We start from the raw sequence: 25,370 nt of genomic DNA, 5'->3' as shown, positions 1-25,370 counted from the left end.
CGAGCTATAGGGAGCCGTCCATGCTTCACATCAGAACGCCCTTGATTCTGCATCCAGACCTGTCGACCCCATCCCGGCGAATCTGGCTCAAGCTGGAAAATCTGCAACCCAGTGGTTCGTTCAAACTGCGTGGCATAGGGCTGTTGTGCAGCCAGGCAGCGGAGCAGGGTAAGCGCCGGGTGGTCTGTCCTTCCGGTGGAAACGCCGGTTTTGCCACCGCTGTGGCCGCCGCCCGCCTGGGGTTGAACGCCTGCATTGTGGTACCACACACCACGCCGGAAGCGACCCGCGCACGGATCAGGAAAACCGGCGCCGAGGTGATCGTCCATGGCAAGGTCTGGGATGAGGCCAATCAACGGGCCAAGGAGCTTGCGCAGGGGGCGGATACCGAATATGTGCCAGCCTTCGATCATCCGGTGTTGTGGGAAGGGCACAGTACGATGGTCGATGAAATCCTCGAGGATTGTCCTCGGGTCGATGCGTTCGTGATGTCGGTGGGCGGTGGAGGTTTGCTGTCAGGGATACTCACCGGATTGATCCGCCACCATCGCATGGATTGCCGGATCGTCGCGTGTGAAACTCAAGGGGCGGCGTCATTCGCCGCCGCAGTGAGCGCCGGACATCCGGTGATATTCCCCCGGATCGATACGATCGCCAAGTCGCTCGGCGCGACTCAAGTGGCGGCGTGGCCGGTGCAGCACATCCTCGATTTCCCCCATGAATGCGTGGTGCTCAGTGATGAGCAGGCGATCATGGGCGTGGTTCGTTATGCCAGCGACTTGCGCCAGTTGGTCGAGCCCGCGTGCGGCGTTTCATTGGCGATCGGCTACCTGGATCACCCCGCCATCGCTGGTGCCCACGACGTGGTGATCGTGGTGTGCGGCGGTGTCAGCATCAATGCGTCGTTGGTGGCTGGATGGGCGCGCTCATCGGCGAGCGTGGAAGCAAGGTAGGGCCGCAAAGTCGATCCAGTGTTCGCGAGCCCTACCGCTGCTTTATTGACCGCCAGCATCGGTTTCCTGGATGAGGATCGCTCTGGCCAAGTCCTCGTCGCTGGCGTTGAGGCCAGGATTTTCCTGACGAATCCGTTGTAAAACCGACTCCAGATAAACCCCGCGAATCGCACCGCCACTGGCGACGAAACTGGAGGCGTCATCCCGGGCGGGAATCACCAGTTTGTGCTTCTTGAAGGTCGAGTACAGCGAAGCAGAAACCCCGGCCGATGTGGCGACATCGCCCGCATCCACACTGGCCATAGCTGAGCCGAAGGGTAAACACAGCATCAGGGAAGAGATGATTATCAGACGGCGCATGTTGGTGTCCTCTGAAAGCGTGAAGCAAAAAAGAAGGTCTTTCATAATTTAGGATGCTTGGCGATCGACAGGAGTTCCCGGTTGATGCGTGATAAGTCCAAAGCCGAAAATCCCGCTACCTTCTGATTTTTTTGGCTTGAGAGGAGCGCAATGCAAGTGAACGTCGATATCGAATGCCTGGTGGTCGGGGCCGGGGTGGTCGGGCTGGCGGTTGCCAGAGCCCTGGCGCGGAGCGGGCGGGAAGTGATTCTGGTCGAGGCGGGCGAGGGCATCGGCACAGGCATCAGTTCGCGCCATTCGGAAGTGATCCATGCCGGCATCTATTACCCGAGCGGCAGCCTCAAGGCGCAACTTTGCGTGGAGGGCAAACAACGCCTTTATGCCTTCTGCGAGGCGCGCGGCGTCGGGTATCGGCGACTGGGAAAATTGATCGTTGCCACCGATGATCACCAGCGCGTGGCGCTGCAAACGTTACTTCAGCAAGGCCAACGCAACGGTGTCGATGACTTGCAATGGCTGGACGCCGGCCAGGCGCGCGAACTTGAACCGGCATTGTCCTGTGTCGCCGCGCTCTGGTCGCCGTCCACCGGGATTGTCGATTCCCATGCGCTTATGCTCGCGCTCCAGGCGGACGCTGAGGCCCGCGGTACGTCGATTGCCTTTCACACACCGCTAATGTCGGCCCGTTGCAGGGGGCAAGGTTTCGAGGTGCAAATGGGCGGTGCCCAGCCGATGACCTTGAGCTGTCGCGAGTTGATCAACTGCGCCGGATTGTCCGCGCCCGAGGTGGCGAGTCGCATTGAAGGGTTGCCGTCGCGGCATGTCCCGACGCCTCACCTGTGCAAAGGCAGTTATTTCAGTTTCAGCGGCCGTGCGCCATTCCGGCATTTGGTCTATCCGGCACCAGAGAGTGCCGGGCTGGGCGTGCACATGACCCTCGACCTCGGCGGCCAGGCGCGTTTCGGACCGGACGTCGAATGGGTCGACCACGTGGATTACCGTGTGGATCCACAGCGAGCCGATACCTTCTACGACGCCATCCGGCGTTACTGGCCGGGCTTGCCCGATAACAGCCTGCAACCGGCCTACAGCGGTATCCGCCCGAAGATCACCGGGCCGAAAGAGCCGGCCGCCGACTTTGTCATCAGCGGGCCGGCCATTCACGGGATTTCCGGGCTGGTGAACCTGTTCGGCATCGAATCCCCGGGCCTGACCAGTTGCCTGGCGCTGGCCGACAGGGTGGTAGAACACCTGAACATGTAGCAGCTGCCGAGCCTGCGAGGCTGCGTTCGGCGGCGCAGCCGTCGTAAAACTGCCTGCAATATTTTCCTGAAACTGCGCGGAACCTGATTTCACGACGGCTGCGCCGCCGAACGCAGCCTCGCAGGCTCGGCAGCTGCTACACGTCGCGTGACGGCTGGCGACCGGTAATCAGTGTCTTAGATGCAAGTCTCAGTGCGGACTATGCTTGGCAGTGCGCCCATCACAATGGGAGAACGACGATGATCAACGTACGCACTGCCCGCCTGCTTGCCGATTACAAACAATGGGCCGATCAGCGCCTTTTTGACAGCCTGGCTGCGCTGCCGCCGGGCGAGCTCAACAAAGAGCGGGTGTCGGTATTCAAGAACATGATCGGCACCCTGAACCATATCTACGTGGTGGACTGCATCTGGCAGGCCCACCTCGAAGGCCGAGGGCACGGCTTCAAAACCTCGCATGATTTGCTCCACGCTGAACTCCCGGACCTGCGCCAGGCGCAAAGGGACATCGACCACTGGTATTGCGACTGGAGCGCGCGGCAGACCGAGGCAACGCTGGATCAGCCGGTCGAGTTCAGGTTTGTCTCGGGAGAAAGCGGCACCATGAGCGCCGGCGCAATGCTGCTGCACGTGGTCAACCACGCCAGTTATCACCGTGGCTGGGTGATCCAGATGTATTTCGACATTCCGGCCATGCCGCCGATGACGGACCTGCCGATCTTCCTGCGCGAGACCAATCCGGGTTTGCGCTCGCTCAGTGCACCGGCAGTGACGCCGACCTGTGCGCCGCAATTCGCGAGCGCAACCAACGTTCTGCCGAATCGTTATCGTTGATGCTGGCGATTGGTGTTGGCGGTGGTGTTGTCGACGGCATGGCGATCTGAACATTGTTGATTAAGAGAGCGGCCACCGAGTACCTCGCGACCATCAGGGTTGACGCGCAAGGGCAGGGGGCTCGGGTGACGTGGTCAGGGCGGTTTGCGCCTGTCGGAGTGAGTGAGGAAGAAGTCGTGGCGCTGTTTACCGGGATCTACCAGGGTGGTCTCGAAGCTCTGCGGGCGAACTACCCAACCTGACAACGCCACCCATCCCCTGTGGGAGCGAGCTTGCTCGCGATGGCGGAGTGTCAGGCGATACATTTTTACCTGTTAGACCGCTATCGCGAGCAAGCTCGCTCCCACAGGGGGACTACTGTGGTCCTGAATTAGCGTCAGGTTTGGGAAATCAGGCGCTGTCGGCAATCGAGCACCAAGCGCGCACCACCGAGTTCGCTGGTCCCCACGTCAAGCTTAAACCCATGCAGGCTGACAATCGCCGCAACGATCGACAACCCCAACCCAAATCCGCTTTTCTGATGACCGCCCTCGGCACGATAGAAGCGCTGGAACACCACCTCTCGTTCGGCCTGCGCAATGCCGGGGCCGGAGTCGAGCACTTCAATGCGGGTATGCCCACCCTCACTGATCCCACGCAAAATCACCTCGCCACCGGATGGGGTGAATTTGATCGAGTTGCTTAGCAGGTTGGCCACCGCCTCGAACAACAGCGCTCGATCGCCAGTCACCGCAGGCAACGACGCCGGCAATTGCAACCTGAAAATCAGTTCGTCTTCCTCTGCCAGCGGCAGGTAAAAGTCGTGCAGTTCTTGCAGCAACGGCACTGGATCAAGCTGCACAAAACCGGAACGCCGCTGGCGATCCTCCAGTTCGGAAATCCGCAATAAACCACGAAACCGCGCCATCAGCGTGTCCGCTTCGGCGAGCACCGAATCCAGCTGTGCGGCCAGCGTCGAACCTTCGTCCGCCTGCTGCTGAATCCGGTACAGTTGCGCCCGCAAGCGGGTCAGGGGTGTGCGCAAGTCATGAGCAATGTTGTCGCACACGCCCTTGACCTCATTCATCAAGCGTTCGATGCGTTCGAGCATGGCGTTGACAATGGCGGCGAGCATGTCCAGTTCATCGCGGCGATTGGACAGGGGCAGGCGGCGGGTCAGGTCGCCGGCGACGATGGCCTCGGCGCTGGCCTGAATCGCGCGAATTCGCCGCAGCGGACGGCGGCGCAACAAGTGCCAGCCGGCGATGCCCGGCAGGATGGTCAAGGTCACGCCCCAGAACAACGCGTGGAGGATGATTCGGGTGACGGCGAACAGCGAGCCGTTGTCCCGCACCAGCACCAGCCAGCGACCGTCCCTGGTCTCGGTTGCCACCGCGTCGCAGCTGTCGGCGGGCAGGGTCGGGTCGTCGGCCTCGACACAATCGCCGAGCGTGTGGATCTGGCCGTCCAGCGGCAGGCCTTTGGGGATCTCGCGCATGGCGCCGCTGAGGTAGCGATGCTCGCCATCGAACAAGCCATAGGCGTCGATGCCGCGAATGTCGAAGGTCATGCTGACGGCGAGGGCATCTACCAGTTGTTCGCCCTGAAAGCGCGAAAACAAATGCTGACGTTGCATCAGCGAGTGTTTGGCCAGGTTGTCCAGGTAAGCGGAAACCTCGTAATACATGACGCCCATGAGGATCGCGCTCCAGATCACGAACAGTGAACTGTAGAGCGCCAGCAAGCGACTGTTGGAAGAGCGCCAGCCTTTAGACGGGTTCGGCAATGACATAACCCGAGCCTCGCACGGTCCGAATCAATGGGACATTGCCAGGCGGGTCTATCTTTTTGCGCAACCGGCCAATGTGCACGTCGATCAGGTTAGTGCCGGGATCGAAGTGATAGCCCCAGACTTCTTCGAAAATCATCATCCGCGACAGAATCTGGCCGGTGTTGCGCATCAGGAATTCCAGCAACTTGTATTCGGTGGGCAACAGCATCAGCAACTCACCGTCGCGGCTGGCTTCGTGGCTGATCAGGTTCAGCTCCAGATCCGCTACTCGAAGCGTGGTGGCCTGGGCGGTCACCGTGTTCTTACGGCGCAACAGGACTTCGACGCGGGCGGCCATTTCATCGGTGGCAAACGGTTTGGTCAGGTAGTCGTCACCACCGGCGCGCAGGCCACGCACACGTTCGTCCACGTCGGAGAGGGCGCTGATCATCAGTATCGGTGTGGCCACTCCCATGGTGCGCAGCGTGGTGACAATCGCCAGGCCATCGAGCTCGGGCAACATGCGGTCGAGGGTGATCAAGTCGTAGTTGCCGCTGACCGCACGCTCCAGACCTTCGCGGCCATTATCGACCCAATCCACCTCGAGGCCGTGGCTGCTCAGTTCGGCGACAATTTCCCGGGCGGTCACGGCGTCGTCTTCGATGGTCAAGATGCGGGTCATAGGGCTTGCCTGATTAAGTGTTCACAAACATTGCGCGGCATTTTGCCAATAAATGATGGCAGGCTTTCTAAATTAAACTTCATTTCCGTCGCGTCACCTGGAAAAGCCGAATGCGGGTCAATGCATAAAACCCGCTGATATTACCTGTTCCTTGCAATTTGCAAGGGCGTAGAAAGTTCCAAGCTTATAAAAAATTGAAATATAACGATTTATTTGAAATCGACGATTGGCACGGTGGCTGCAATTCCTCCGTTGAAGAGTTGTAACACCATCTTTCCTGCCTGGAGCGATATAACAATGAATAGATCCTCTGATGGTTTCTATCCTGCCGAAGACGAATCAAGCACGCGCTCGGGTGTGTCCTGGGGTGCGATCTTCGCCGGGGCCGCTGCGGCAGCGGCATTGTCGCTGATTCTGGTGCTGCTCGGTTTTGGCCTGGGTTTTTCGGCGGTGTCGCCGTGGGCCAATGAAGGGGTGAGCGCCAAGGGGCTGGGCATTTCAACGATTGTCTGGCTGGCCTTTACCCAAATCGTTGCTTCCGGGCTTGGCGGTTACATCGCCGGTCGGTTGCGGGTGAAGTGGGCGAACATGCACGGTGATGAAGTCTATTTCCGTGACACCGCCCATGGTTTCCTGGCCTGGTGTGTGGCGACATTGGTGACTGCGACCCTAGTGGTCGGCTCGGTCAGCGGCATGGTCAGCGCAGGTGTGCGGGCCGGTGCGAGTGTCGCCGGCGGTGCTGCAAGTACCCTGACTCAGGCCGCTGGCACGGCGGCCGGTAACACCGACAGTGACCAGTATGGTTATTTCGTTGACAGCCTGTTCCGTGACGACCGTCCGGCTGCCGCCGGTGATGACGCCTCCCGTGCCACCGCTACCCGCATTTTCGTTCGGTCCTTGAGCAACGACGGCCAACTGGCTGCCGAAGATCGGACCTACCTCGCGCAACTGGTGGCCCAACGGACCAACCTGACTCAGGCGGACGCCGAGCGTCGGGTCGATGAAGTTTTCGCCAAGGCCCATAAGGCCCTGGAAGACGCCAGGCTCGCCGCTAAACAAGCCGCAGACACCGCCGCCAAAGTCGCGGCCATGACTGCATTGTGGATGTTTGTCGCGCTGCTGATCGGTGCGTTTTTCGCCAGTTTCGCAGCAATCTTTGGTGGTCGTCGTCGGGATGCGGTGGTGTATATCGAATCCGAGACTTACGTCACCACTCCCCCTATTCGCTAACCCAGGAGAATCATCATGCGCTCACTGTTGCTGTTCTTTCTTGGCGTACCCATCCCGATCATCATCCTGATCGCCCTGTTCATGCACTGATCTGCTAAAAGGCAAAAAGATCGCAGCCTGCGGCAGCTACATGAGAATGCCGTATACCTGTAGGAGCGAGCTTGCTCGCGAAGGACGTTAACGATAACGCGCCCTTTGCGAGTAAACGCGTTGCCCTTAAGCCCTTCGCGAGCAAGCTCGCTCCTACAGGTATACGGCATTCCCATATAGGAGCTGCCGCAGGCTGCGATCTTTTGATTCTGTGTTCTTCAATCTATCGGGGTGTTTACAAACACCTCAAGCCCCTCGGCATACGCAGTGAATTCAGCGATCCGTGGAAATTGCCCAGCCTCCACCTGATCCGGCACCACGAGATTGGTAAAGCTCCAGGCCACCGCCAGGGTGATTCCATCCTGAGTCAGCGAACCGTCGGTTTTCAGTGGCTGCTTTTCCAGCTCCTGCTCCAGCACTGCCCAGGCTGCCGCCAATTGCCCTTCAACCCGTTCTACCCACGGTTCGAATTGAATCTCAGCCGGCCGCAGATTGCGCTCGTAATAGAGCTGCACGGACTTCTCGCACGCCGCCAACGCCAGGCCAATCAGGCGCAATGAGCGCAGTCGCTGATCGAGCTCACCGGGCATCAAGCTGTGATCCGGTCCGGCCAGCGCTTGGAGGTAGTCGATGATCAACGTCGAATCCATCAACACGCCACCGCCGTCGAGCACCAGCGTCGGCGCCTTGACCACCGGGTTGATCTGCTGAAACTGCTCGAAGTGCCGAAACACCGACACCGACTGGTGCTCCAACGGTATGCCAAGGCATTTGGCGGAAATGGCGACGCGCCGCACATAGGGCGAATCCAGCATGCCGATCAGCTTCATTGAACTTCTCCTTTATAGAGCCATTTCGGGAGGCACAACCTTAGCTGAGGTTCGGTGGGCTGCAAGCGGCGTGGCGCCGTTACAGCCGTTTGTCTTCTATATACAGCCGCTCGATTGAATTTCTTGCTATAAACGCACTCCGATGACCGCCACAAAGGCTGCTATAGAGCATTTTCCGGGCGTTGTCGGACAAATTCGCTGTCTTTTCAGTTGCTGAGGCCTCAAGTCGGCCTTAGACTGCCGCCCCTCGTAAATTGAGTGCCGGGTGGCGCTTGGAATAAACGGCGCCTTTCCGCTGACCGACCCAGGTCTGCCGGAACGCTCCCTAATTCGCCTTAATGCACGTTTTTTTATAGAGATATCAATGACAAAGGACAAGTTGCTGGCCATGCCGGCGGATGACTACATGAATGCCGAGCAACATGCTTTTTTCTCTGAGCTGTTGCAGAACATGAAAGTCGAAACCCATGAGCGAATCGAACAGAACCGCATCGCCATCGAAAGCCTGGACACCCCGGCCGATCCGGCCGACGCAGCGTCTGTCGAAGAAGAGCGCACCTGGCTGGTGAACGCAATTGACCGCGATCAGCGCATGCTGCCTCAGTTGGAACAGGCGCTTGAACGTATCAAAGAAGACAGCTTCGGCTGGTGCGATGACAGCGGCGAGGCCATCGGCCTGAAACGCCTGCTGATCAGCCCGACCACCAAGTACTGCATCGAAGCTCAAGAGCGTCACGAACAGATCGACAAGCACCAGCGTCAGGCCTGATTTCGTAGCGCCCCGCATCGCGGGCAAGCCCGCTCCTGTAGGAGCAAGGCTTGCCCGCGATGCTTTTTTTCGCCCTGAAGAAACCTGAGTACTTCTATTGATCCTCGGCAATGCCCCCTACTAACGGACCATAGATAATGGCCTTGTGGTGGCGTTAAATGCTGATAGAACAATTAGAATTATTGGTGGGGTGACGAAGATGACGCGTGACGGATCTCTGGTTGCGGCAGTGCCTGCACCCGTGTTTTCGCCGAAAAACCTATGGCTGACGCCGACCCTGCAAAGCATCGCCCTGATGCTCTTGTTGTGCGGCATGACGCTGGGCGACTGGTCGCTTTACCTTGGCCTGCCCTTGGCCGTGCTGATTATTTGGTTGCCTCGCCTGCGCTCGCGTGCCATCCCCGAGGCAACCCCCGCCGACAGCGTCAGCGCTATTGTCGAGTTGACTCGCGATCTTTCCCACACCACCAGTCATAACGCGTTGTCTGCCGCCGGTGTGGCCTTTTCGGTCAAGCAACTGGCCGACAAGCTGCAATCGCAACTCGGTGCCGCGGCACGGATTGTCAGCAACGCCGAAGTGATGATCGCGACCGAACAAGCCACCTCCAAACTCAGTCGAGAAGCCCTTGGTGCCGCCAGCCAAGCTCACCAGAGCAGCGCAGCAGGGCGCACGGCGTTGATCGAATCCATTGCCTGTATGCATCAACTCAGTCAGCGTGCCAGTAACAGCCGCGAACTGATCGAAGCCCTGAGCCTGCGCAGTGACGACATCCAGCGGGTCACCCTGGTCATTCAGTCCATCGCCAGCCAGACCAATCTCCTGGCATTGAACGCGGCGATCGAAGCGGCGCGGGCCGGGGAGCACGGGCGTGGTTTTGCGGTGGTGGCCGATGAGGTTCGCGGTCTGGCCGCGCGCACGGCGACGGCAACCGGCGAGGTCGGGGACATGGTCGCCGATATTCAGCAACGCACCGCGCAAGTGGTGGAGCAGATCCGGCAACTGTCCAGCGACCTCGACACCGGTGTCGAGCAGGTCGAGCACACCGGCCAGCACCTGGAGAACATTGCGCGTCTGGCGGCCGGCGTCGAAAACCAGGTCGGGGAAATCGCCAAGGGGGCCGACACCAACCGTGAACAACTCGATAGCCTGTTTCACGCCATCGAACAGATGCGCAGCGACCTGGCGATCAGCGACCAACAGACCCAACGCCTGGCCCAGGCGGCAGTGCAAATGGAAGCCCAGGCTGAAACCATCAGCGAGCGTCTCGCCGAAGTCGGGCTGGATGACTATCACCAGCGGATTTACGACCTGGCCCGCGAAGGCGCGAGTCAGATTGCGGCGCGCTTTGAAGCGGATATCGACGAGGGCCGCGTGAGTCTCGATGATCTGTTTGATCGCAATTACCAGGTCATTCCCAACACAATCCCGGCCAAGTACCAGACCCGCTTCGATCGCTACGCCGATCAAGTCTTGCCGGCGATCCAGGAACCGCTGCTGCCTCGCCATGAAGGCCTGGTGTTCGCCATCGCCTGTACGCAGCAGGGCTATGTGCCGACCCATAACAAGGTCTTCAGCCAACCCCTGACCGGTGATGCGCAGATCGATACCTTGCAAAACCGTACCAAACGCAAATTCGCCGACCGCACTGGCATTCGCTGTGGCAGCCACCAGCAGGCTGTACTGCTGCAAACCTACACCCGCGACACCGGTGAACTGATGCACGACCTCTCGGTGCCAATCATGGTCAAAGGCCGGCATTGGGGTGGCTTGCGATTGGGTTACAAGCCGGAAAAAACTCGCTAGACACGATGAATTGTAGGAGCGAGCTTGCTCGCGATGGACTCAAGAGCGCCGCGTTTAGCCAGTAAACACGCGTAATCGTTAACGACCATCGCGAGCAAGCTCGCTCCTACAAGTGCCACATTTGCTTTAGTGAATCTGGTGCATGCGCAGGTTCAGGTCGTCGACCACCCGTGACCAATCGGCGTCTTCACGCAGTTGTTCTTTCAGGAAGCCTGCTTGCTGCGGGGTCCAGAACTCGGCATCGATGAGTTTCTTGTCGTCCGCCAGGGGTGAATGACTGGCAATGAAATCGTCGATCGCCTTCTCGCTGGAGTCCAGGCCGAGTTGGTCGAACAAGCCTTTCAAGTCGTGCGTCGGTGAATCCATCTTCATCTCCTAGAGGTTACTCAGGCATATCGAGTGCGCAATCGGCAGTGCAGTCATTGCATCTGAGGGTGCCGCGCGCCAAGCGTTCGATAGGGGTTTAGCAGCTTTCTGCGGATTCGCCACAGTGATGGCATTAGGCTATTGCTTGTCGGGGTTTCAACGATTACGATGCCGTCGCGTTTTTGGCGTCATTGAGCCGCCATTCAAAGAGTTCGAACAAGGAAGTAGGCGACTCGCGTCCCCAGGCTTACTGCGCTTTCAGTGCTGGATTGCCCATCCCTTGCGCGATTTCTTTCAAACCGACGCGTCACCGATCCCGCATGAAAAGGATGTAAGCAGTGAAGCGTCTTGTTTATTTGATGGCCATCGCGCTTGGCCTGTCGTTGACCGGTTGTGTGTCCTTCACACCCCTGGGGCCTATCGGCGAACCTTTGAAGCCCGCGCCATCCACCCTCGATCGGAATGCCGAGATCAGTGATGTGGTGATTTCCGCCCCCGAACTGGACGAGAAGGTGCGTGTCGCCGGCAGCCGGCAATTGACCGAGCAGATCAGCACCTATGTCGACAAAAGCGATTACTTCAAGCGAATCGTGGTGTTCCCGGCCAAGGCGGGCGAGGACGACGTGGTGCTCAAGTTCAACCTGACCTCGCTGGCAGGCAAACGCACCATGCACCCGGCTTACATTCCCGGTGCGCTGGTGACCTTGACCCTCTGGATCTGGGTCGACGGCCCGATTTACATCGACAAATACGACCTCGCAGGGGAGTTGATCATCGAAGACCGTCAGGGCAAGCAACTGGCCAGGTCGGTCCAGCAGATCAAGCTCAACAAGAATGTCGGACTGTGGAACGCCGATTATTTCAATCCCCGCCTGGGCGGTACCCAGCTGCGTGAACTGATCGCTAATCTGTTGGCCGGGGCCACCCCTCAACTGCATACACCGTCAAAGGAATTGGCAGCACATGAATAAATACCTTTTGGTTTTGCTGTTGTTGGTCAGCAGCACCCTGACCGGCTGCATTTCCTATTCCCAACATGATTTGCCTCCGGTGGATCAGTGGCCACCGGCCCAGGCCCGACAAGACAAGCCCAGCGCTTATCTGCACGTGAGCACTCAGCAGCAGTTCAACGGCGAACTGTCGGGTGGCGTGGGCAATGCGGCGCTGGTGGAAAAGAACATGCTGGAAACCTTCAAGGAATCCGGACAGTTCAAAAACGTGACCACCGATAAAGTCGACTCGAACCTCTACGTCGCGAGTACCCTGACCAATAACGAGCAGGGCAATATCGCCAGTGCCTGGCTGACGGGGTTCACGTTGTTCGTGATCCCGACGACGTTCAGCAATACCTTCACGCTGGAAACAGTGTTCAAGGATCAGGAAGGCAACGTGCTGGGCAAAATCGTCAAACAGGAGAGCACTCGCACCTGGATGCAGATTCTGCTGATTGTCGGGTTGCCGTTCAATGAACGAGGGGACGTGTTGCTCAAGCACCTGACCCAAAGTACGCTGGATGAAGCGGTCAAGCGCAAGCTGATCTGATTATTTGTCGACATTAAAGCGTGCTGCCTGCGCCCGGTTGGCACGCTGCAGACACCTCTCGGGCCGAGGTGTCGACCCTGCCGGCGAGGCAGGGTCTGGCCTGAAACAGCAAACTGGCGGCGTTGAAAATCGCGCTGTGCAGCGCCAGTTCCCGGACGAGTCCATCCCGTCTCAGGCTTTCAAAGCCCCACCATCGACCGCAACCTTCAGCTCTTTGGCCGCGTCCTGGGCGGCGACGGCGGCGACGTCCGATGTCTTGAACCAGCGATCCTTCTCGACCTGGTGATACGTTACGGTGGTCAGCGGTGGTTTGGCGCGCATGACAATGACTGCCTGGAATTCGCCTTCGATTTCTCTGGCTTCGCCCCGGATAAAAAATTCGCCGATATCAAATTCCGTCACGTAGCCGCCTTCCTTTGGAAATAGTCTGTTGTGTTGAACGCTGTCCGCCATGGGGACGGGTTTCATTGGTCGGGCAGTATGGCAGTAGTTGCCTGCTGGCGGCTGAGTTAAGTCATCGGCATGACGAAACGTCTATGGCCGTAGCCCATCAACGGCGTAACTCAAGAGCACGTGCAAGGGCGCAGGCGTCGTTGTGGTTGCCACGAAATCCTCTGACATGGCCTGTGGAAACTTCCTTGATGTGGAAGAAGCAATTGCCGGCCAGAATCACTTGAAACCGAGGCGGGGCAGGCTCCTCAGGGTGGAATTCATACTGGGGAAACACCGCCGGGTGTAGCATCGGCGAGCTGTTTGTGTACGGTGCCTGAGGGGAAGCGAAGTGTGTCAGGGTGCACATATGAAGTCCTTTTCGTTGATTTGCCGACGTGTGTACGTCGTTATGGGTAGTCTCAGTGAGCATCACTGCTCTAGAATCACCGTCACTGGACGACGATTGATGTTCATCTAAAGCAATTTTTTGCGAGCGATATGTCGGAAAAGTGCTTTTATTCAAGAGTATTTTCCCTAAAGTCGGTAGTCCGGTTTTCTCTGACCGCTAGAAGCACGTTTTCCTATTGCTGCTTTTTTTCTGCTGCGAACTTTTCAGCGCGCGGCATCATTTTCAGATGTGGGGATGTTTCCTTGGCAGTAAGTAATCTCGATATGCATGCTTTGTTCGTGCTGGGTGATTTGCGCGCAAAGCTGGTTAAACAGTTCCAGTCACGTTTTGTTTACATCACCGAACAGAACGCTGAAGGCATCTACATTGCCGAGATCGACACCGAGTCAGCCCTCGTAGTGGACGACAAACCAGGGCTCAAGCTGAAGGTCGGCGATCATTTCAGCGCTTCGGTGTTACCCAGTCGCGAAGGCGGCAAGTTGGACATCAAGTTCCGTGACATCAAACTGACGGTTTACGGATTGGGCGACTACGCATTCGTGACCACAGCCGACGGCCACGCCATTGTGTTCAAGGAAGGCCACAGTGTTGTGATGGTGTTCGCTGCTCACCAACAGTTGCAGGAAGGCCTGACCAAAACCCTGAAAGCCGTAACCGCCAAGGCTGCCAAGTGGCGCAAGGGTGAACTGGTGACTTTCAAGGCCAGCGAATAATGGCTCCGGGCTTGCAGGATCTTTCCGGAAGTTAATTACTCCCTCCTCGAAAGCAGGAACCTCTACTACAGTCAATTGACTGAGTATTTTGAGGCTTGCGGTCTTCTGACAGGCCATCCTGCTATTGCTGTGAACAGCACGAGGTGCAAAAGCATGAACGGAGTTCGACGGTTGTTGGCCGCGTCCTTGGCCGCGTTCGGTTTGTTGGCTTCACCCGTTCCGGTATTCGCTGCCCAGACGCCTATCCACTTCGCCGACCTGAACTGGGAAAGCGGCAGTCTGATCACCGATATCCTGCGGATCATCGTCGAGAAGGGGTACGGGCTGCCCACCGATACCTTGCCGGGCACGACCATCACTCTGGAGACTGCGCTGGCCAACAATGATATTCAGGTCATTGGCGAAGAATGGGCCGGTCGCAGCCCGGTCTGGGTCAAGGCAGAGGCTGAAGGCAAAGTCGTGAGTCTTGGCGATACGGTCAAGGGTGCCACCGAAGGCTGGTGGGTGCCGGAGTACGTGATCAAGGGCGACCCGGCCAAAGGCATCAAACCGCTGGCACCGGACCTGCGCAGTGTCAGCGACCTGCCGCGCTACAAGGGCGTGTTCAGCGATCCGGAAAGCCCGGGCAAGGGGCGCTTCCTCAACAGCCCGATCGGCTGGACTTCGGAAGTGGTCAACAAGCAGAAACTCAAAGCCTATGGGCTGGACGACAGCTACGTGAATTTCCGCAGCGGTTCCGGGGCGGCGCTGGACGCGGAGATCAGTTCGTCCATCCATCGCGGCAAACCGGTGCTGTTTTATTACTGGTCGCCTACGCCATTGCTCGGCCGCTACAAACTGATCCAGCTGGAGGAGCCGCCGTTTGACGCCGAAGCCTGGAAAACCCTGACCGACGCCGACAATCCGAATCCCAAGCCAACCCGTTCGTTGGCCTCCAAGCTGTCCATTGGCGTTTCCACGCCCTTCCAGAAGCAGTATCCGCAGATTACTGACTTCTTCAGCAAAGTCGATTTACCAATCGATCCATTGAACAAGGCACTGGCCGACATGAGCGAAAAACACACCGCACCACGTCAGGCCGCCGAGGCGTTCATGAAGGCGCACCCGGATGTGTGGCGGGCCTGGGTGCCCAAGGATGTGGCGGACAAGGTGTCTGGCGCGTTGAAATAAAGGGGGGTCATGGCGGGCCGTCATCGATCAGTCAACGATGACGGCCCGCCCCCACTGACGAATACCCTTACAAAATACTTCAATGAAGTTCATCCTCCTGCAACATTTCACGCTGGATGTCTGAATATGAGCCTAATGATCGCGCAATGGATTGCTGCAATCTTCCTGTTGATCAGCCTAGTCCACCTGTATTGGGCGGCGGGTGGCAAGTTGGGTAGCGAGGCGGCAGTGCCGCGAGTGCCTGGGGAGGGCGGCGGCAAATCAAGGCCGGCGTTCAAGCCTTCGGGTTTTGCAACGTTGCTGGTGGCGGTGGGGTTATTGCTGATTGCGATGCTGGTGTGCCTGCGAGTCGGCCTCTATTTGCCGACGGTGCATCACTGGTCGCTGCAATGGGTGATCAGCGCCGTCGCGATGCTGATGTTCGCCCGTGCAATCGGCGATTCGGAGCTGATGGGGTTCTTCAAACAGGTCAAGAATTCGAGATTTGCCCGGCTGGATACCTGGGCGTATTCGCCGTTGTGCGTGGTGTTGGGGGTGGGGTTGTTGGCCGTCGCCTGGATCTGAAAAGCATCGCGAGCAAGCTCGCTCCCACAGTGGAATGCGTTCTCCTGTGGGAGCGAGCTTGCTCGCGATGAGGCCAGCCCAATCAGCACAATACTATGGATCAACTCCCGCTTTCGGTACGCCGGCTACTCACCTCGGCCGGCACATCATCCCCGGCCATGCGTTTACGAAACAACGCCGCCCGAGCCAGCAGCAGGGTGGTCACCGGCATGGTAATCGCCAACAGGATCGGAATCAGCCAGGCATGCAACACCGGCCCGGACTTGAGCGCCGAAAAATAAATGATCGACGCCAGGGCCACGCACCAGGCACCCAGAGTCGACGCCAGCGCCGGCGGGTGCATGCGCTGAAAGTAGTCCTTCATTCGCAACAGGCCAATGGCGCCGATCAGCGCAAACAGGCTGCTGAGCACTAGCAGGATCGCCACCGGAATTTCCACCCATAGAGACAGTTCTGAGCTCATTCGATCACCTCGCCGCGCAACAGGAATTTCGCCAGGGCAAATGAGCCGACGAAGCCGAACAGCGCAATCAACAGTGCCGCCTCGAAGTAAGTGTCACTGGCGTAACGAATGCCCAGCGTCAGCATCATCAGCATCGCGAGGATGTACAGATAGTCCAGCGCCAGAACCCGATCCTGGGCGGACGGTCCTTTGAACAGACGAATCAGGGTCAGAATCATCGCCACGCAAAAGATGAACAGACTCAGCAGGACCGCGTTCGACAGCAACTCGCTCATTCGAAAATCTCCATCAATGGACGCTCGTAAGCCGTCTTGAAGTGCTGGATGAACAGCGCTTCGTCATCCAGATCGAAGACGTGCAGCAACAGAATGCTGCGGTCCAGTGCCAGTTCCGACCAGACCGTGCCAGGCACTACCGTACAGATCATCGACAGTGCAGCCAGACCGTTGGCATCACGCAGGTCCAGCGGCACCTTGATAAAACACGAGTGTGGCGCACGCCGACCCGCGTTGAGCACGCCCCAGGCCACGGCGACGTTGGAGACCAGCACATCGCGACCGACGAGGAAGAACAGGCGCAGGATCACCCCGGGCCGGCGAATGCGGATCGGCAGCGGACGCAATTTACGCATCATCAACGGCGCGCAGAACCCCAGCATGGCGCCCAACAACAGGTTGCCGGGGCTCATCGACAGGTTCAACACCAGCCACAACAGCCACAGCGCCAGCGATAACCACGGCGCCGGAAACAGACGGTTCATGGTTGCACCTCCAGCATCGCTGCCTTGGCTTCAGGGCTCGGAACCGCCCGGGTGCCGAGCACCGCCATCACGTATTGCTGTGGGTGGTTCAACGCCTCGGCGGCGGCCTGCGTGTAACGCAACAGCGGCTCAGCCTTGAACGTCAGCAGGATACTCAGCCCCAACAAGGCAACGATCGGCACGCATTCGAGCCGTCGCAGCAACGGCGACGGTCGTTCTGCCGGCGTCCAGAAACGCTGGATGCCCAGGCGCGAAAAGGCGATCAGCGATGCCAGCCCGGACAGGATCAACAGTGCCAGCAAGCCCCATGCGGCGTTCGACACCGGTTCGTCGCTACCATTGCCCAGGCCCAGCGGGTTGAGCAGGGCGCTAAGCAGGCTGAGTTTGCCAATGAACCCCGAGAGCGGTGGCATGCCGATGATCAGCAGCGCGCAGGCAATGAAACTCAAGCCGAGGAACGCCATGGCCCAGGGAATCACCTGACCGACCAGCGCTTTCTGTTCGTCATCGAGGTTGATGCCTTTGAGCGGTTGCGGCGATTTCATCGGTCGCGCAAGCAGGTCTGCGTCATCGAACAAGGGCATTTCATTGACCGAGCGCGAACGCTCGATCAATTCGGCCAACAGGAACAGCGCACTCAACGCCAGGGTCGAGCTGACCAGGTAGAACAACGCAGCGCCGATCAGGTTCGGCTGGGCGAAACCGATGGCCGACAGCAGAATCCCCGCCGACACCAGAATGCTCAGGCTGGCCATGCGTTCCAGCCGTTGCGCGGCCAGGATCGCCAGCGCTGCGCAGGCGATGGTCGCCATGCCGCCGTAGATCAGCCAGCCGCCACCGAAGTACGCCGAAGCGCCGGCCTGACCGGAGAACAGCAATGTCCATAAACGCAGCAAGGTGTAGACGCCGACTTTGGTCATGATCGCGAACATCGCCGCCACCGGCGCACTGGCCGACGAATAGGCCGGCACCAGCCAGAAGTTCAGCGGCCACATCCCGGCCTTGGCCAGGAACGCTACCGCAAGTATCCCTGCGCCGGCATGCAGCAACCCGCGATCGGCTTCCGGCACCAGCGGGATTTTCAGCGCCAGGTCGGCCAGGTTCAGGGTGCCGGTGACACCGTAGATCAGCGCCGCACCAATCAGGAACAGCGACGAGGCCAGCAGATTGATCGAGATGTAATGCAAGCCTGACGACACCCGCGCCCGGCCCGAACCGTGGAGCATCAAGCCGTAAGAGGCGGCCAGCAGCACTTCGAAAAACACGAACAGGTTGAACAGGTCCGCCGTCAGGAACGCGCCATAGAGGCCCATCAGCTGAATCTGGAACAGGGCATGGAAACTCGAACCGGCACCGTCCCAGCGGGCCATGGCGAACAGCAGGGCGCTGACACCGATGATCCCGGTCAGCACCAGCATCATGGCCGAGAGGCGATCGACCACCAGCACCAGGCCGAACGGCGCTTGCCAGTTGCCGGGCAGGTACACGCCGATGGAGCCGGGTACGCCGGTGGTTTGCGTCCACTGCAACAGCAACACGGAAATGCCCAGGCCCAGAAGGCTGGAGAACAGGTTGATCCTGGCCTTGAGCGGACGGTGTCGCTCGCCGAGCATCAGCATGATGGCGGCGGTCAACAGCGGCAGCAGAATCGGCGCAGCGATCAGGTGCGTCATTGCATTCATTCTTTAGGCTCCCGGCCATCCACATGGTCGGTGCCGGTCAGCCCCCGGGAAGCCAACAACACCACCAGGAACAACGCGGTCATCGCGAAGCTGATGACGATCGCGGTCAGCACCAACGCTTGCGGCAGCGGGTCGGTGTAGTGCAACAGGTCCTGCGGCACGCCGTCCTTGATGATCGGCTCCCTGCCGATGAACAGGCTGCCCATGCTGAAGATGAACAGGTTGACGCCGTAAGACAGCAGGCACAGGCCCATGACCACCTGGAATGTCCGGGGCCGCAGGATCAGCCAGACGCCGGACGCGGCCAGTACGCCGATGGCGATTGCGATGACTTCTTCCATCAGACGGCTCCTTGCGTGGCGACGGATTTAGGCTGGGCGGCGGTTTTGTGGCCGCGAACCGATTGGTGGGCGAGGGCGGTCAGGATCAGCAGCGTCGAACCCACCACCACGGCGTACACGCCGATGTCGAAGAACAGCGCGCTGGCGATGTGAATGTCGCCCAGCACCGGCAGCTCGAAATGCCAGGTATGAGTGGTCAGGAACGGATAACCGACCGCCATTGCCCCAAGCCCTGTGACCGTGGCAAACAGCAGGCCGATGCCCATCCAGCGCAGCGGTCGCAGGCTCATTTGCGCTTCGACCCACTGGGTGCCGGCGACCATGTATTGCAGGATGAACGCCACCGACATCACCAGCCCGGCGACAAACCCGCCACCCGGTTGATTGTGGCCGCGCATGAACAGGTAGAACGACACCACCAGCGCAATCGGCAGCAGCAGGCGCACCAGCACCGCCGGGACCATCATGAAACCAAGCGCGGTGTCGCTGGCATGACGCGGGTTGACCAGGTCGGTGACCACGTCCGGCGCCAGCAGACGTTGCTGGGCTGGCAACTGCAGGCTTTCTTTGGGAGGGCGGAAACGACGCAGCAGGGCGAATACCGTCAGGGCCACGGCCACCAACACGGTGATTTCACCGAGGGTGTCGAAGCCGCGGAAGTCCACCAGCATCACGTTGACCACGTTGCTGCCGCCGCCCTCAGGCAGGGCGCGGCTGAGGTAGAACGAGGAAATATCATTCGGCGTCTGGCGCGTCAGCATGGCGTAGGCCAGCAACGCCATGCCGCCGCCGACCACGGTCGACAACAGCAAGTCGCGGATCCGCCGGATGCGCGCCTTGCGCAGGCTGCTCGGCAACGGCGACACCTCTTCGATTCGTCGAGGCAGCCAGCGCAGGCCCAGCAGAATCAACACCATGGTCACCACTTCGACCACCAATTGCGTCAGCGCCAGGTCCGGTGCCGAGAACCAGACGAAGGTCACGCAGGTCATCATGCCGCAGACGCTGACCATGGTCAGGGCGGCGAGTCGGTGATATTTGGCCTGCCACGCCGCGCCGAGTGCACAGGCGATCGCCAGCAGCCAGAGGATCACGAACACGATCGAGCCTGGAATCTTCGGCCGGTCACCCCAGCTCAAGCTGCTGTGGAGCATCGGGATCAGCCCGGCGAGCACCGCCGCCAGTACCATCAGGAACAATTGGGTTTGCAGGCGTTTGGTGTTGATGCGCCGCTCCAGCCGGCGGGCCAGGCGCATCATGATCACCAGGCTGCGCTCGAACAAACGCTTGCCGTTGAGTTGGCCGATGAATGGCGGGTACTTGAAGCGCCCGAGCTTGAGCTGATTGCGCAACAACAGGTAAAGCACGATGCCGCCGGACATGGCAATCAGGCTCATGATCATCGGCGCGTTCCAGCCGTGCCAGATCGCCAGGCTGTATTCAGGCAGGATGCCGCCCACGACCGGCAGGGCCGCGGCGGCGAGCAAAGGGCCGACCACCTGCGCGGGGAAGATCCCCACGATCAGGCACGTGAACACCAGCAATTCCACCGGCGCGCGCATCCAGCGGGGTGGCTCGTGCGGGGTGTGTGGCAGGTCGGTGGCGGTGGGGCCGAAGAACACGTCGACAGTAAAGCGCAGCGAATAGGCGACGCTGAAGGTGCCAGCGATGGTCGCGACAATCGGCAGGGTCATCTCGACCCAGGCAGTCGCGTTGATGAACACGGTTTCGGCGAAGAACATTTCCTTCGAGAGGAAACCGTTGAGCAGCGGTACACCGGCCATGGAAGCGCTGGCGACCATGGCCAGGGTGGCGGTGAAGGGAATCAGTTTAATGAGGCCGCTGAGTTTGCGAATGTCCCGGGTACCGCTTTCATGGTCGATGATCCCGGCGGCCATGAACAGCGAGGCCTTGAAGGTGGCATGGTTGAGAATGTGGAATACGGCGGCCACGGCAGCCAGCGGGCTGTTCAGCCCCAGCAACAGGGTAATCAGGCCGAGGTGGCTGATGGTCGAGTAAGCGAGCAAGCCTTTGAGGTCGTTCTGGAACATCGCGCAATAGGCGCCGAGCAACAGGGTGCAGGCCCCGGCCCCGCTAACGATGTAGAACCATTCTTCGCTGCCGGACAGTGACGGCCACAGTCGTGCGAGCAGAAACACCCCGGCCTTGACCATGGTCGCAGAGTGCAGATAGGCCGAGACGGGTGTCGGCGCGGCCATCGCGTGGGGCAACCAGAAATGGAAGGGGAATTGTGCGCTTTTGCTCAGGGCGCCAATCAGGATCAGGGGGAGCAGGATGGGGTAAAGGGCATGAGCGCGAATCTGATCGCCGGCGGCCAGGACCTTGTCCAGGTCATAGCTGCCGACCACATGGCCAAGCAACATGACCCCGGCCAACAGGCACAAGCCACCCGCGCCGGTGACCATCAGCGCCATGTAGGCACCCCGCCGGGCATCGGCGCGATGGTGCCAGTAACCGATCAACAGGAACGAAAAGAGGCTGGTCAGCTCCCAGAAAAACACCATCTGGATCAGGTTGCCGGAAATCACCAGCCCGAGCATGGCGCCCATGAATGCCAGGAAAAACGCAAAGAAGCGCGGTACCGGATCATCCGGCGACATGTAGTAGCGGGCGTACAACGAAACCAGCGCGCCGATGCCCAGCACCAGCATCGAGAACAGCCAGGCAAAACCGTCCATGCGCAGGACGAAGTTCAGGCCCAGGCTCGGTAGCCAGAAAAACTCTTCACGAATGACGCCGCCATGGGCGATTTGCGGGTACAGGAAGGCGACCTGAACGGCGCCAATCAAGGCAACCAGGCCAGCCAATAACGATTCGGTATTGCGCGCGTTGTGTGGCAGCAATGCTGCCACACAGCTGCCGATAAAAGGCAGAAGCAGTAGAACTATCAGGGACATAGGCTTCTAATCTGCGGAAGTTTGTGAAGCATCATACGTGCCAGTTCCCGGATCACCAAACGACAAGCTGTCGCAGAATCCTACACGGTAGACTGAAAATCCCTGATTCACATTGTTTCAAAGGGTTGTGTTCGACCGGTCAGACCCCATCGCGAGCAAGCTCGCTCCCACAGGGGTTGCGCTAATCCTGTGGGAGCGAGCTTGCTCGCGATAGCTATTGTTCAAGTGCCGCAGATTTCACGCCTTAACCTTGTATTTCCCGCTCCAGCTCTTCTGCAGGCGCCGCCGCCTTACCCTTGGTCTTCAGCTCACTGACAATCACCGCCGCCACAATCAACCCTGCCCCCACCAACGCAATCGCCGGCAACCGTTCCCCGGCGATCCGTCCGACAATCCCGGCCCACACCGGCTCCCCGGCATAAATCAACGTGGCCCGAGTCGGCGAGACACTCTTCTGTGCCCAGTTCATCGCCACTTGAATCGCCGCGCTGGCCGCGCCCAGGCCCAGCGCGCTGCACAGCAGCAACCAGGAAAAGTCCGGAATCCTTTCCTGGGTTGGCACCACCATCACAAACGCCAACGCAGACGTCACCGCCAGTTGCACCGCCGTCACCCGCCGCACATCGACCTGGCCGGCATAGGTGCTGATCAGAATGATCTCCGCAGCAATCGCAACAGCACTGATCAACGTGGCGATTTCACCGGGGCTGAAATTAAACGAAGCGCCGGCAGGGCCGGACAACAGCATCAACCCGGTAAACGCCAGCATGATCCCGATGCTCGGCATCAGCCCCGGTCGCCGCCCCAGCACCAGCCATTGCAGCAAGGGCACAAAGGGTACGTACAACGCGGTAATAAACGCCGACTGGCTGCTGGGAATGCTCTGCAATCCGACGGTCTGCAAGCCATAACCGAGCATGATCGCCACGCCGATAAAAGCCCCGGCCTTGAGTTCGAACAGGGTCAATTCGCGCAGGCTGCGCCAGGAAAACAGGGCGACGATACTCGCGGCAGCGGCAAAGCGCAGGCCGACGAAAAACATCGGTCCACTGACGGTCATCGCATGCTGCACCAGCAAGAAGGTCCCGCCCCAGACCATGGTAATCAGCACCAGCACGCATTCGGCCTTGCTGAACCGTGAGAAACGGGAAGAAGCCTGGGGAGAGTTCACCGACGTCATAACCTTGCGCGCTACCTGAGGGGGACGCACAATGCGCCGAATGTTGCGCAGTATACTGCCCAACCCCACTAAGTGAGCAATATAGTGCACAAAGATTCCACGCCGCGGGCTTCGGTCCTCCAGCACGTCAGTCAGAACGTTCGACGTTTGCGCCATGCCGCCGACATGAGCCAGAGCGCACTGGCGCAAAAGTCCGGCGTCAGTCGACGAATGTTGGTGGCCATCGAAGCCGGCGAGAAGAACGTCAGCCTGACCACCCTCGACCGCGTGGCGGAAGCGCTGGACGTGGCCTTCAGCGACTTGATCCAGGCACCCGATGCCCGTGACACAAGCCGCATCAACGAAGTGGCCTGGGCCGGCCTCATTCCCGGCAGCAAAGCCGTTTTACTGTCCAAAGCCACCGCCACCCGCGAGGTGGAACAATGGGAGTGGTGCCTGCAACCAGGCGAAATCTATCCGTCGCAACCCGATGCCGAGGGCTGGAGTGAGCAGATCTACGTGTTCGAAGGCTGCCTGACGCTGATGCTGGGTGACACGGCGCATGACATTGCCGCCGGCGAGTTCTTCATGTTTGCCAGCCACCAGCCTCATGCTTATCGAAACGATGGGGCGGTGGCCACGCGCTTTGTGCGAAACGTGGTGATCTAACTGTTTGCCGATCAACAGCGGATAAACACTTTGCTGTCTTTCAGTTGCAAGCGTTTCTATAATAAATATATAAGTAATTGAATTATAAGGAAATCGTATTTAGGCACGGCTCCTGCAAAAGCGCTGATGTATTCATTTCGGAGTGCCGTTCGATGGCCCGTGAAATTCGTCTTAACGCTTTTGACATGAACTGTGTTGGCCATCAGTCACCGGGTTTGTGGGCACATCCAAGGGATCGCTCGTGGCAGTACAAGGATCTGGAATACTGGACCGATCTGGCGAAAATCCTCGAGCGCGGCAAGTTTGACGGCTTGTTCATTGCCGACGTACTGGGCATCTACGACGTCTACAACGGCAACGGTGACGCGGCAATTCGCCAAGCCGCACAGGTGCCGGTCAACGATCCGTTGCAACTGATCCCGCCGATGGCGCTGGTCACCGAGCACTTGGGTTTTGGCCTCACCGCGTCGTTGTCGTTCGAGCATCCTTATCCGTTCGCCCGACGGCTATCGACCCTCGATCACCTGACCAAGGGACGTGCGGGCTGGAACATCGTCACGTCTTATCTGGAGAGCGGCGCGAAGAACCTCGGCCAGAAAGCCCAGACCGAACATGATGCACGTTACGACTTTGCCGAAGAGTACCTGCAGGTGTGCTACAAGCTCTGGGAGGGCAGCTGGGAAGAGGGCGCCATCCTGCGGGATCGCGAGCGGCGGATCTTCAGCGATCCGAGCAAAATCCACGAGATCCGGCACGTTGGCAAACACTTCCAGGTGCCGGGCATTCACCTCTGCGAGCCCTCACCGCAACGCACTCCGGTGCTTTATCAGGCCGGCGCGTCGAGTCGCGGCAAGCAGTTCGCCGCCGAGCATGCTGAATGCGTGTTCGTCGCCGCGCCGTCCAAAGTACTGCTGAAAAAGACTGTCGCGGACATCCGTCGACGGGCCGCCGAGGCCGGGCGCGATCCGTCGAAGGTCCTGATTTTCAACCTGCAAACGGTGATCCTCGGCGAGACCGACGCCAAGGCCAAAGCCAAGTTCGAGGAATACAAAACCTGGGTCAGCTACGAAGGCGCCATGGCGTTGATCTCCGGGTGGACGGGCATTGATTTCAGTCAGTTCAAACCTGACGAACCGCTCAAGCACGTGCACACCAACGCCATTCAATCAGCGGTGGAAGCGTTCTCCACGGCAGATCCGAACAAGGTCTGGACGCCCAACGAGCTGGCGGACTGGGTGGGCATTGGCGGTTTTGGGCCGCTGTTCGTCGGCAGCCCCGAAACCGTCGCCGATCTGCTTCAGGAGTGGGTCGAGGAGACGGACGTGGAGGGCTTCAACCTGGCTTATGCACTGACTCACGAAACCTTCATCGACGCCGTGGAACTGCTGGTGCCAGAGTTACAGAAGCGCGGGGTGTACAAGACCGAGTATGCGCCGGGGACCTTGCGCGAGAAGTTGTTCGGCGAAGGGCCGCGCTTGCCGGACATTCATCCGGGTGCCGGTTACCGAGACCTGGCAGCCTTGCGTCAGCATGAGAGAAAAGAGGCCGTGGCTTGAACCCCGTCGCGAGCTTCCGGTTTGCCGGGCAACACATTAATGTGGCATTCAACTACGCCTTA

At 59.4% G+C, this 25,370-nt stretch carries 27 protein-coding genes and 1 pseudogene; 14 read left to right on the top strand and 14 right to left on the bottom strand.

The window, feature by feature from the left end:
• Positions 1 to 20 precede the first annotated feature (20 nt).
• Positions 21 to 953: a pyridoxal-phosphate dependent enzyme gene (locus AC1MDT_RS09590; protein ID WP_480421784.1), complete on the top strand. Its 933-nt coding sequence runs from the start codon at positions 21 to 23 to the stop codon at positions 951 to 953.
• Between the two features lie 42 nt (positions 954 to 995).
• Here the strand turns inward: AC1MDT_RS09590 and AC1MDT_RS09585 are convergent, their stop codons facing one another.
• The gene (locus AC1MDT_RS09585; RefSeq protein ID WP_480421783.1) at positions 996 to 1,313 is read right to left on the bottom strand and encodes a DUF2388 domain-containing protein; all 318 of its coding nucleotides are present in this window, start codon (positions 1,311 to 1,313) and stop codon (positions 996 to 998) included.
• 156 nt (positions 1,314 to 1,469) lie between these two features.
• Between AC1MDT_RS09585 and AC1MDT_RS09580 the strand changes: the two genes are divergently transcribed.
• From AC1MDT_RS09580 to AC1MDT_RS09570, 3 genes and pseudogenes are all read left to right on the top strand, one after another.
• Positions 1,470 to 2,576 carry an NAD(P)/FAD-dependent oxidoreductase gene (locus AC1MDT_RS09580; RefSeq protein WP_480422742.1) on the top strand — a complete coding sequence of 369 codons (1,107 nt, stop codon included), beginning with the start codon at positions 1,470 to 1,472 and terminating at the stop codon, positions 2,574 to 2,576.
• A 239-nt stretch (positions 2,577 to 2,815) separates the two neighbouring features.
• Complete coding sequence (locus AC1MDT_RS09575; RefSeq protein WP_480421782.1) at positions 2,816 to 3,409, top strand: DinB family protein; 594 nt, start codon at positions 2,816 to 2,818, stop codon at positions 3,407 to 3,409.
• Positions 3,410 to 3,480: 71 nt separating this feature from the next.
• Positions 3,481 to 3,651, top strand: a pseudogene (locus tag AC1MDT_RS09570) (SRPBCC family protein); the annotation flags it as partial.
• Between the two features lie 134 nt (positions 3,652 to 3,785).
• Here the strand turns inward: AC1MDT_RS09570 and AC1MDT_RS09565 are convergent.
• On the bottom strand, positions 3,786 to 5,180 hold the full coding sequence (locus AC1MDT_RS09565; protein ID WP_480421781.1) for a sensor histidine kinase: 1,395 nt from the start codon (positions 5,178 to 5,180) through the stop codon (positions 3,786 to 3,788).
• Entirely contained in the window at positions 5,158 to 5,841 is a 684-nt protein-coding gene (locus AC1MDT_RS09560; protein ID WP_480421780.1) for a response regulator transcription factor, read from the bottom strand. Before AC1MDT_RS09560 ends, AC1MDT_RS09565 begins: the two co-directional genes overlap by 23 nt.
• A 297-nt stretch (positions 5,842 to 6,138) precedes the next feature.
• Here AC1MDT_RS09560 and AC1MDT_RS09555 point away from each other — a divergent pair, with 297 nt between their 5' ends.
• The gene (locus tag AC1MDT_RS09555; RefSeq protein WP_480421779.1) at positions 6,139 to 7,071 is read left to right on the top strand and encodes a hypothetical protein; all 933 of its coding nucleotides are present in this window, start codon (positions 6,139 to 6,141) and stop codon (positions 7,069 to 7,071) included.
• A gap of 308 nt (positions 7,072 to 7,379) precedes the next feature.
• Here the strand turns inward: AC1MDT_RS09555 and AC1MDT_RS09550 are convergent, their stop codons facing one another.
• Positions 7,380 to 7,991 (bottom strand): glutathione S-transferase, encoded by a 612-nt coding sequence (locus tag AC1MDT_RS09550; protein ID WP_480421778.1) that lies wholly within the window; start codon positions 7,989 to 7,991, stop codon positions 7,380 to 7,382.
• A gap of 364 nt (positions 7,992 to 8,355) precedes the next feature.
• Here AC1MDT_RS09550 and AC1MDT_RS09545 point away from each other — a divergent pair, with 364 nt between their 5' ends.
• Together AC1MDT_RS09545 and AC1MDT_RS09540 are read left to right on the top strand one after the other, a co-directional pair.
• The gene (locus tag AC1MDT_RS09545) at positions 8,356 to 8,760 is read left to right on the top strand and encodes a TraR/DksA family transcriptional regulator (RefSeq protein WP_007907888.1); all 405 of its coding nucleotides are present in this window, start codon (positions 8,356 to 8,358) and stop codon (positions 8,758 to 8,760) included.
• A 199-nt stretch (positions 8,761 to 8,959) separates the two neighbouring features.
• Positions 8,960 to 10,564, top strand: a complete 1,605-nt coding sequence (locus AC1MDT_RS09540; protein ID WP_480421777.1) for a methyl-accepting chemotaxis protein — start codon at positions 8,960 to 8,962, stop codon at positions 10,562 to 10,564.
• Positions 10,565 to 10,690: 126 nt separating this feature from the next.
• Here the strand turns inward: AC1MDT_RS09540 and AC1MDT_RS09535 are convergent, their stop codons facing one another.
• A complete protein-coding gene (locus AC1MDT_RS09535) occupies positions 10,691 to 10,930 on the bottom strand; it encodes a DUF2789 domain-containing protein (protein WP_201119587.1) in 240 nt (79 codons plus the stop codon).
• A 338-nt stretch (positions 10,931 to 11,268) separates the two neighbouring features.
• Here AC1MDT_RS09535 and AC1MDT_RS09530 point away from each other — a divergent pair, with 338 nt between their 5' ends.
• Both AC1MDT_RS09530 and AC1MDT_RS09525 read left to right on the top strand, forming a co-directional pair.
• Entirely contained in the window at positions 11,269 to 11,901 is a 633-nt protein-coding gene (locus AC1MDT_RS09530) for a hypothetical protein (RefSeq protein ID WP_480421776.1), read from the top strand.
• Positions 11,894 to 12,472, top strand: coding sequence for a hypothetical protein (locus tag AC1MDT_RS09525; protein WP_480421775.1), 579 nt, complete (start codon positions 11,894 to 11,896; stop codon positions 12,470 to 12,472). Before AC1MDT_RS09530 ends, AC1MDT_RS09525 begins: the two co-directional genes overlap by 8 nt.
• Positions 12,473 to 12,643: 171 nt before the next feature.
• On the opposite strand, the gene AC1MDT_RS09520 is transcribed toward AC1MDT_RS09525, so the two are convergent.
• The gene (locus AC1MDT_RS09520) at positions 12,644 to 12,874 is read right to left on the bottom strand and encodes a hypothetical protein (protein ID WP_480422740.1); all 231 of its coding nucleotides are present in this window, start codon (positions 12,872 to 12,874) and stop codon (positions 12,644 to 12,646) included.
• A gap of 148 nt (positions 12,875 to 13,022) precedes the next feature.
• Entirely contained in the window at positions 13,023 to 13,271 is a 249-nt protein-coding gene (locus AC1MDT_RS09515; RefSeq protein ID WP_480422739.1) for a hypothetical protein, read from the bottom strand.
• A 284-nt stretch (positions 13,272 to 13,555) separates the two neighbouring features.
• On the opposite strand from AC1MDT_RS09515, the gene AC1MDT_RS09510 reads away from it, so the two are divergent.
• From AC1MDT_RS09510 to AC1MDT_RS09500, 3 genes are all read left to right on the top strand, one after another.
• Positions 13,556 to 14,026, top strand: coding sequence for a hypothetical protein (locus AC1MDT_RS09510; RefSeq protein WP_480421774.1), 471 nt, complete (start codon positions 13,556 to 13,558; stop codon positions 14,024 to 14,026).
• A gap of 153 nt (positions 14,027 to 14,179) precedes the next feature.
• Positions 14,180 to 15,196, top strand: coding sequence for an ABC transporter substrate-binding protein (locus AC1MDT_RS09505; protein WP_480421773.1), 1,017 nt, complete (start codon positions 14,180 to 14,182; stop codon positions 15,194 to 15,196).
• Positions 15,197 to 15,322: 126 nt separating this feature from the next.
• Entirely contained in the window at positions 15,323 to 15,760 is a 438-nt protein-coding gene (locus tag AC1MDT_RS09500) for a DUF3995 domain-containing protein (protein ID WP_480421772.1), read from the top strand.
• A gap of 100 nt (positions 15,761 to 15,860) precedes the next feature.
• Here the strand turns inward: AC1MDT_RS09500 and AC1MDT_RS09495 are convergent, their stop codons facing one another.
• The 7 genes from AC1MDT_RS09495 to AC1MDT_RS09465 all read right to left on the bottom strand — a co-directional run bounded on the left by AC1MDT_RS09495 (position 15,861) and on the right by AC1MDT_RS09465 (position 23,194).
• The gene (locus AC1MDT_RS09495) at positions 15,861 to 16,223 is read right to left on the bottom strand and encodes a Na+/H+ antiporter subunit G (protein ID WP_480421771.1); all 363 of its coding nucleotides are present in this window, start codon (positions 16,221 to 16,223) and stop codon (positions 15,861 to 15,863) included.
• On the bottom strand, positions 16,220 to 16,498 hold the full coding sequence (locus tag AC1MDT_RS09490; RefSeq protein WP_480421770.1) for a K+/H+ antiporter subunit F: 279 nt from the start codon (positions 16,496 to 16,498) through the stop codon (positions 16,220 to 16,222). The genes AC1MDT_RS09495 and AC1MDT_RS09490 overlap by 4 nt, the downstream gene beginning before the upstream one ends.
• Entirely contained in the window at positions 16,495 to 16,983 is a 489-nt protein-coding gene (locus AC1MDT_RS09485; RefSeq protein WP_480421769.1) for a Na+/H+ antiporter subunit E, read from the bottom strand. The genes AC1MDT_RS09490 and AC1MDT_RS09485 overlap by 4 nt, the downstream gene beginning before the upstream one ends.
• Positions 16,980 to 18,665, bottom strand: coding sequence for a monovalent cation/H+ antiporter subunit D (locus AC1MDT_RS09480; RefSeq protein ID WP_480421768.1), 1,686 nt, complete (start codon positions 18,663 to 18,665; stop codon positions 16,980 to 16,982). The genes AC1MDT_RS09485 and AC1MDT_RS09480 overlap by 4 nt, the downstream gene beginning before the upstream one ends.
• Complete coding sequence (locus AC1MDT_RS09475; protein WP_007944721.1) at positions 18,662 to 19,006, bottom strand: Na+/H+ antiporter subunit C; 345 nt, start codon at positions 19,004 to 19,006, stop codon at positions 18,662 to 18,664. The genes AC1MDT_RS09480 and AC1MDT_RS09475 overlap by 4 nt, the downstream gene beginning before the upstream one ends.
• Positions 19,006 to 21,924 carry a monovalent cation/H+ antiporter subunit A gene (locus AC1MDT_RS09470; protein WP_480421767.1) on the bottom strand — a complete coding sequence of 973 codons (2,919 nt, stop codon included), beginning with the start codon at positions 21,922 to 21,924 and terminating at the stop codon, positions 19,006 to 19,008. Before AC1MDT_RS09470 ends, AC1MDT_RS09475 begins: the two co-directional genes overlap by 1 nt.
• Positions 21,925 to 22,168: 244 nt before the next feature.
• The gene (locus AC1MDT_RS09465) at positions 22,169 to 23,194 is read right to left on the bottom strand and encodes a DMT family transporter (RefSeq protein WP_480421766.1); all 1,026 of its coding nucleotides are present in this window, start codon (positions 23,192 to 23,194) and stop codon (positions 22,169 to 22,171) included.
• On the opposite strand from AC1MDT_RS09465, the gene AC1MDT_RS09460 reads away from it, so the two are divergent.
• Together AC1MDT_RS09460 and AC1MDT_RS09455 are read left to right on the top strand one after the other, a co-directional pair.
• Positions 23,189 to 23,752 (top strand): helix-turn-helix domain-containing protein, encoded by a 564-nt coding sequence (locus tag AC1MDT_RS09460; RefSeq protein WP_480421765.1) that lies wholly within the window; start codon positions 23,189 to 23,191, stop codon positions 23,750 to 23,752. The two genes, AC1MDT_RS09465 and AC1MDT_RS09460, sit on opposite strands and share 6 nt — an antisense overlap.
• A gap of 152 nt (positions 23,753 to 23,904) precedes the next feature.
• Positions 23,905 to 25,308, top strand: a complete 1,404-nt coding sequence (locus AC1MDT_RS09455; RefSeq protein ID WP_480421764.1) for an LLM class flavin-dependent oxidoreductase — start codon at positions 23,905 to 23,907, stop codon at positions 25,306 to 25,308.
• Positions 25,309 to 25,370: the final 62 nt, after the last annotated feature.

Source organism: Pseudomonas sp. ASL7, from assembly GCF_056680375.1.
Note: the sequence above shows the minus strand (reverse complement) of the source record. Positions and strands in the feature narration are given on the sequence as shown.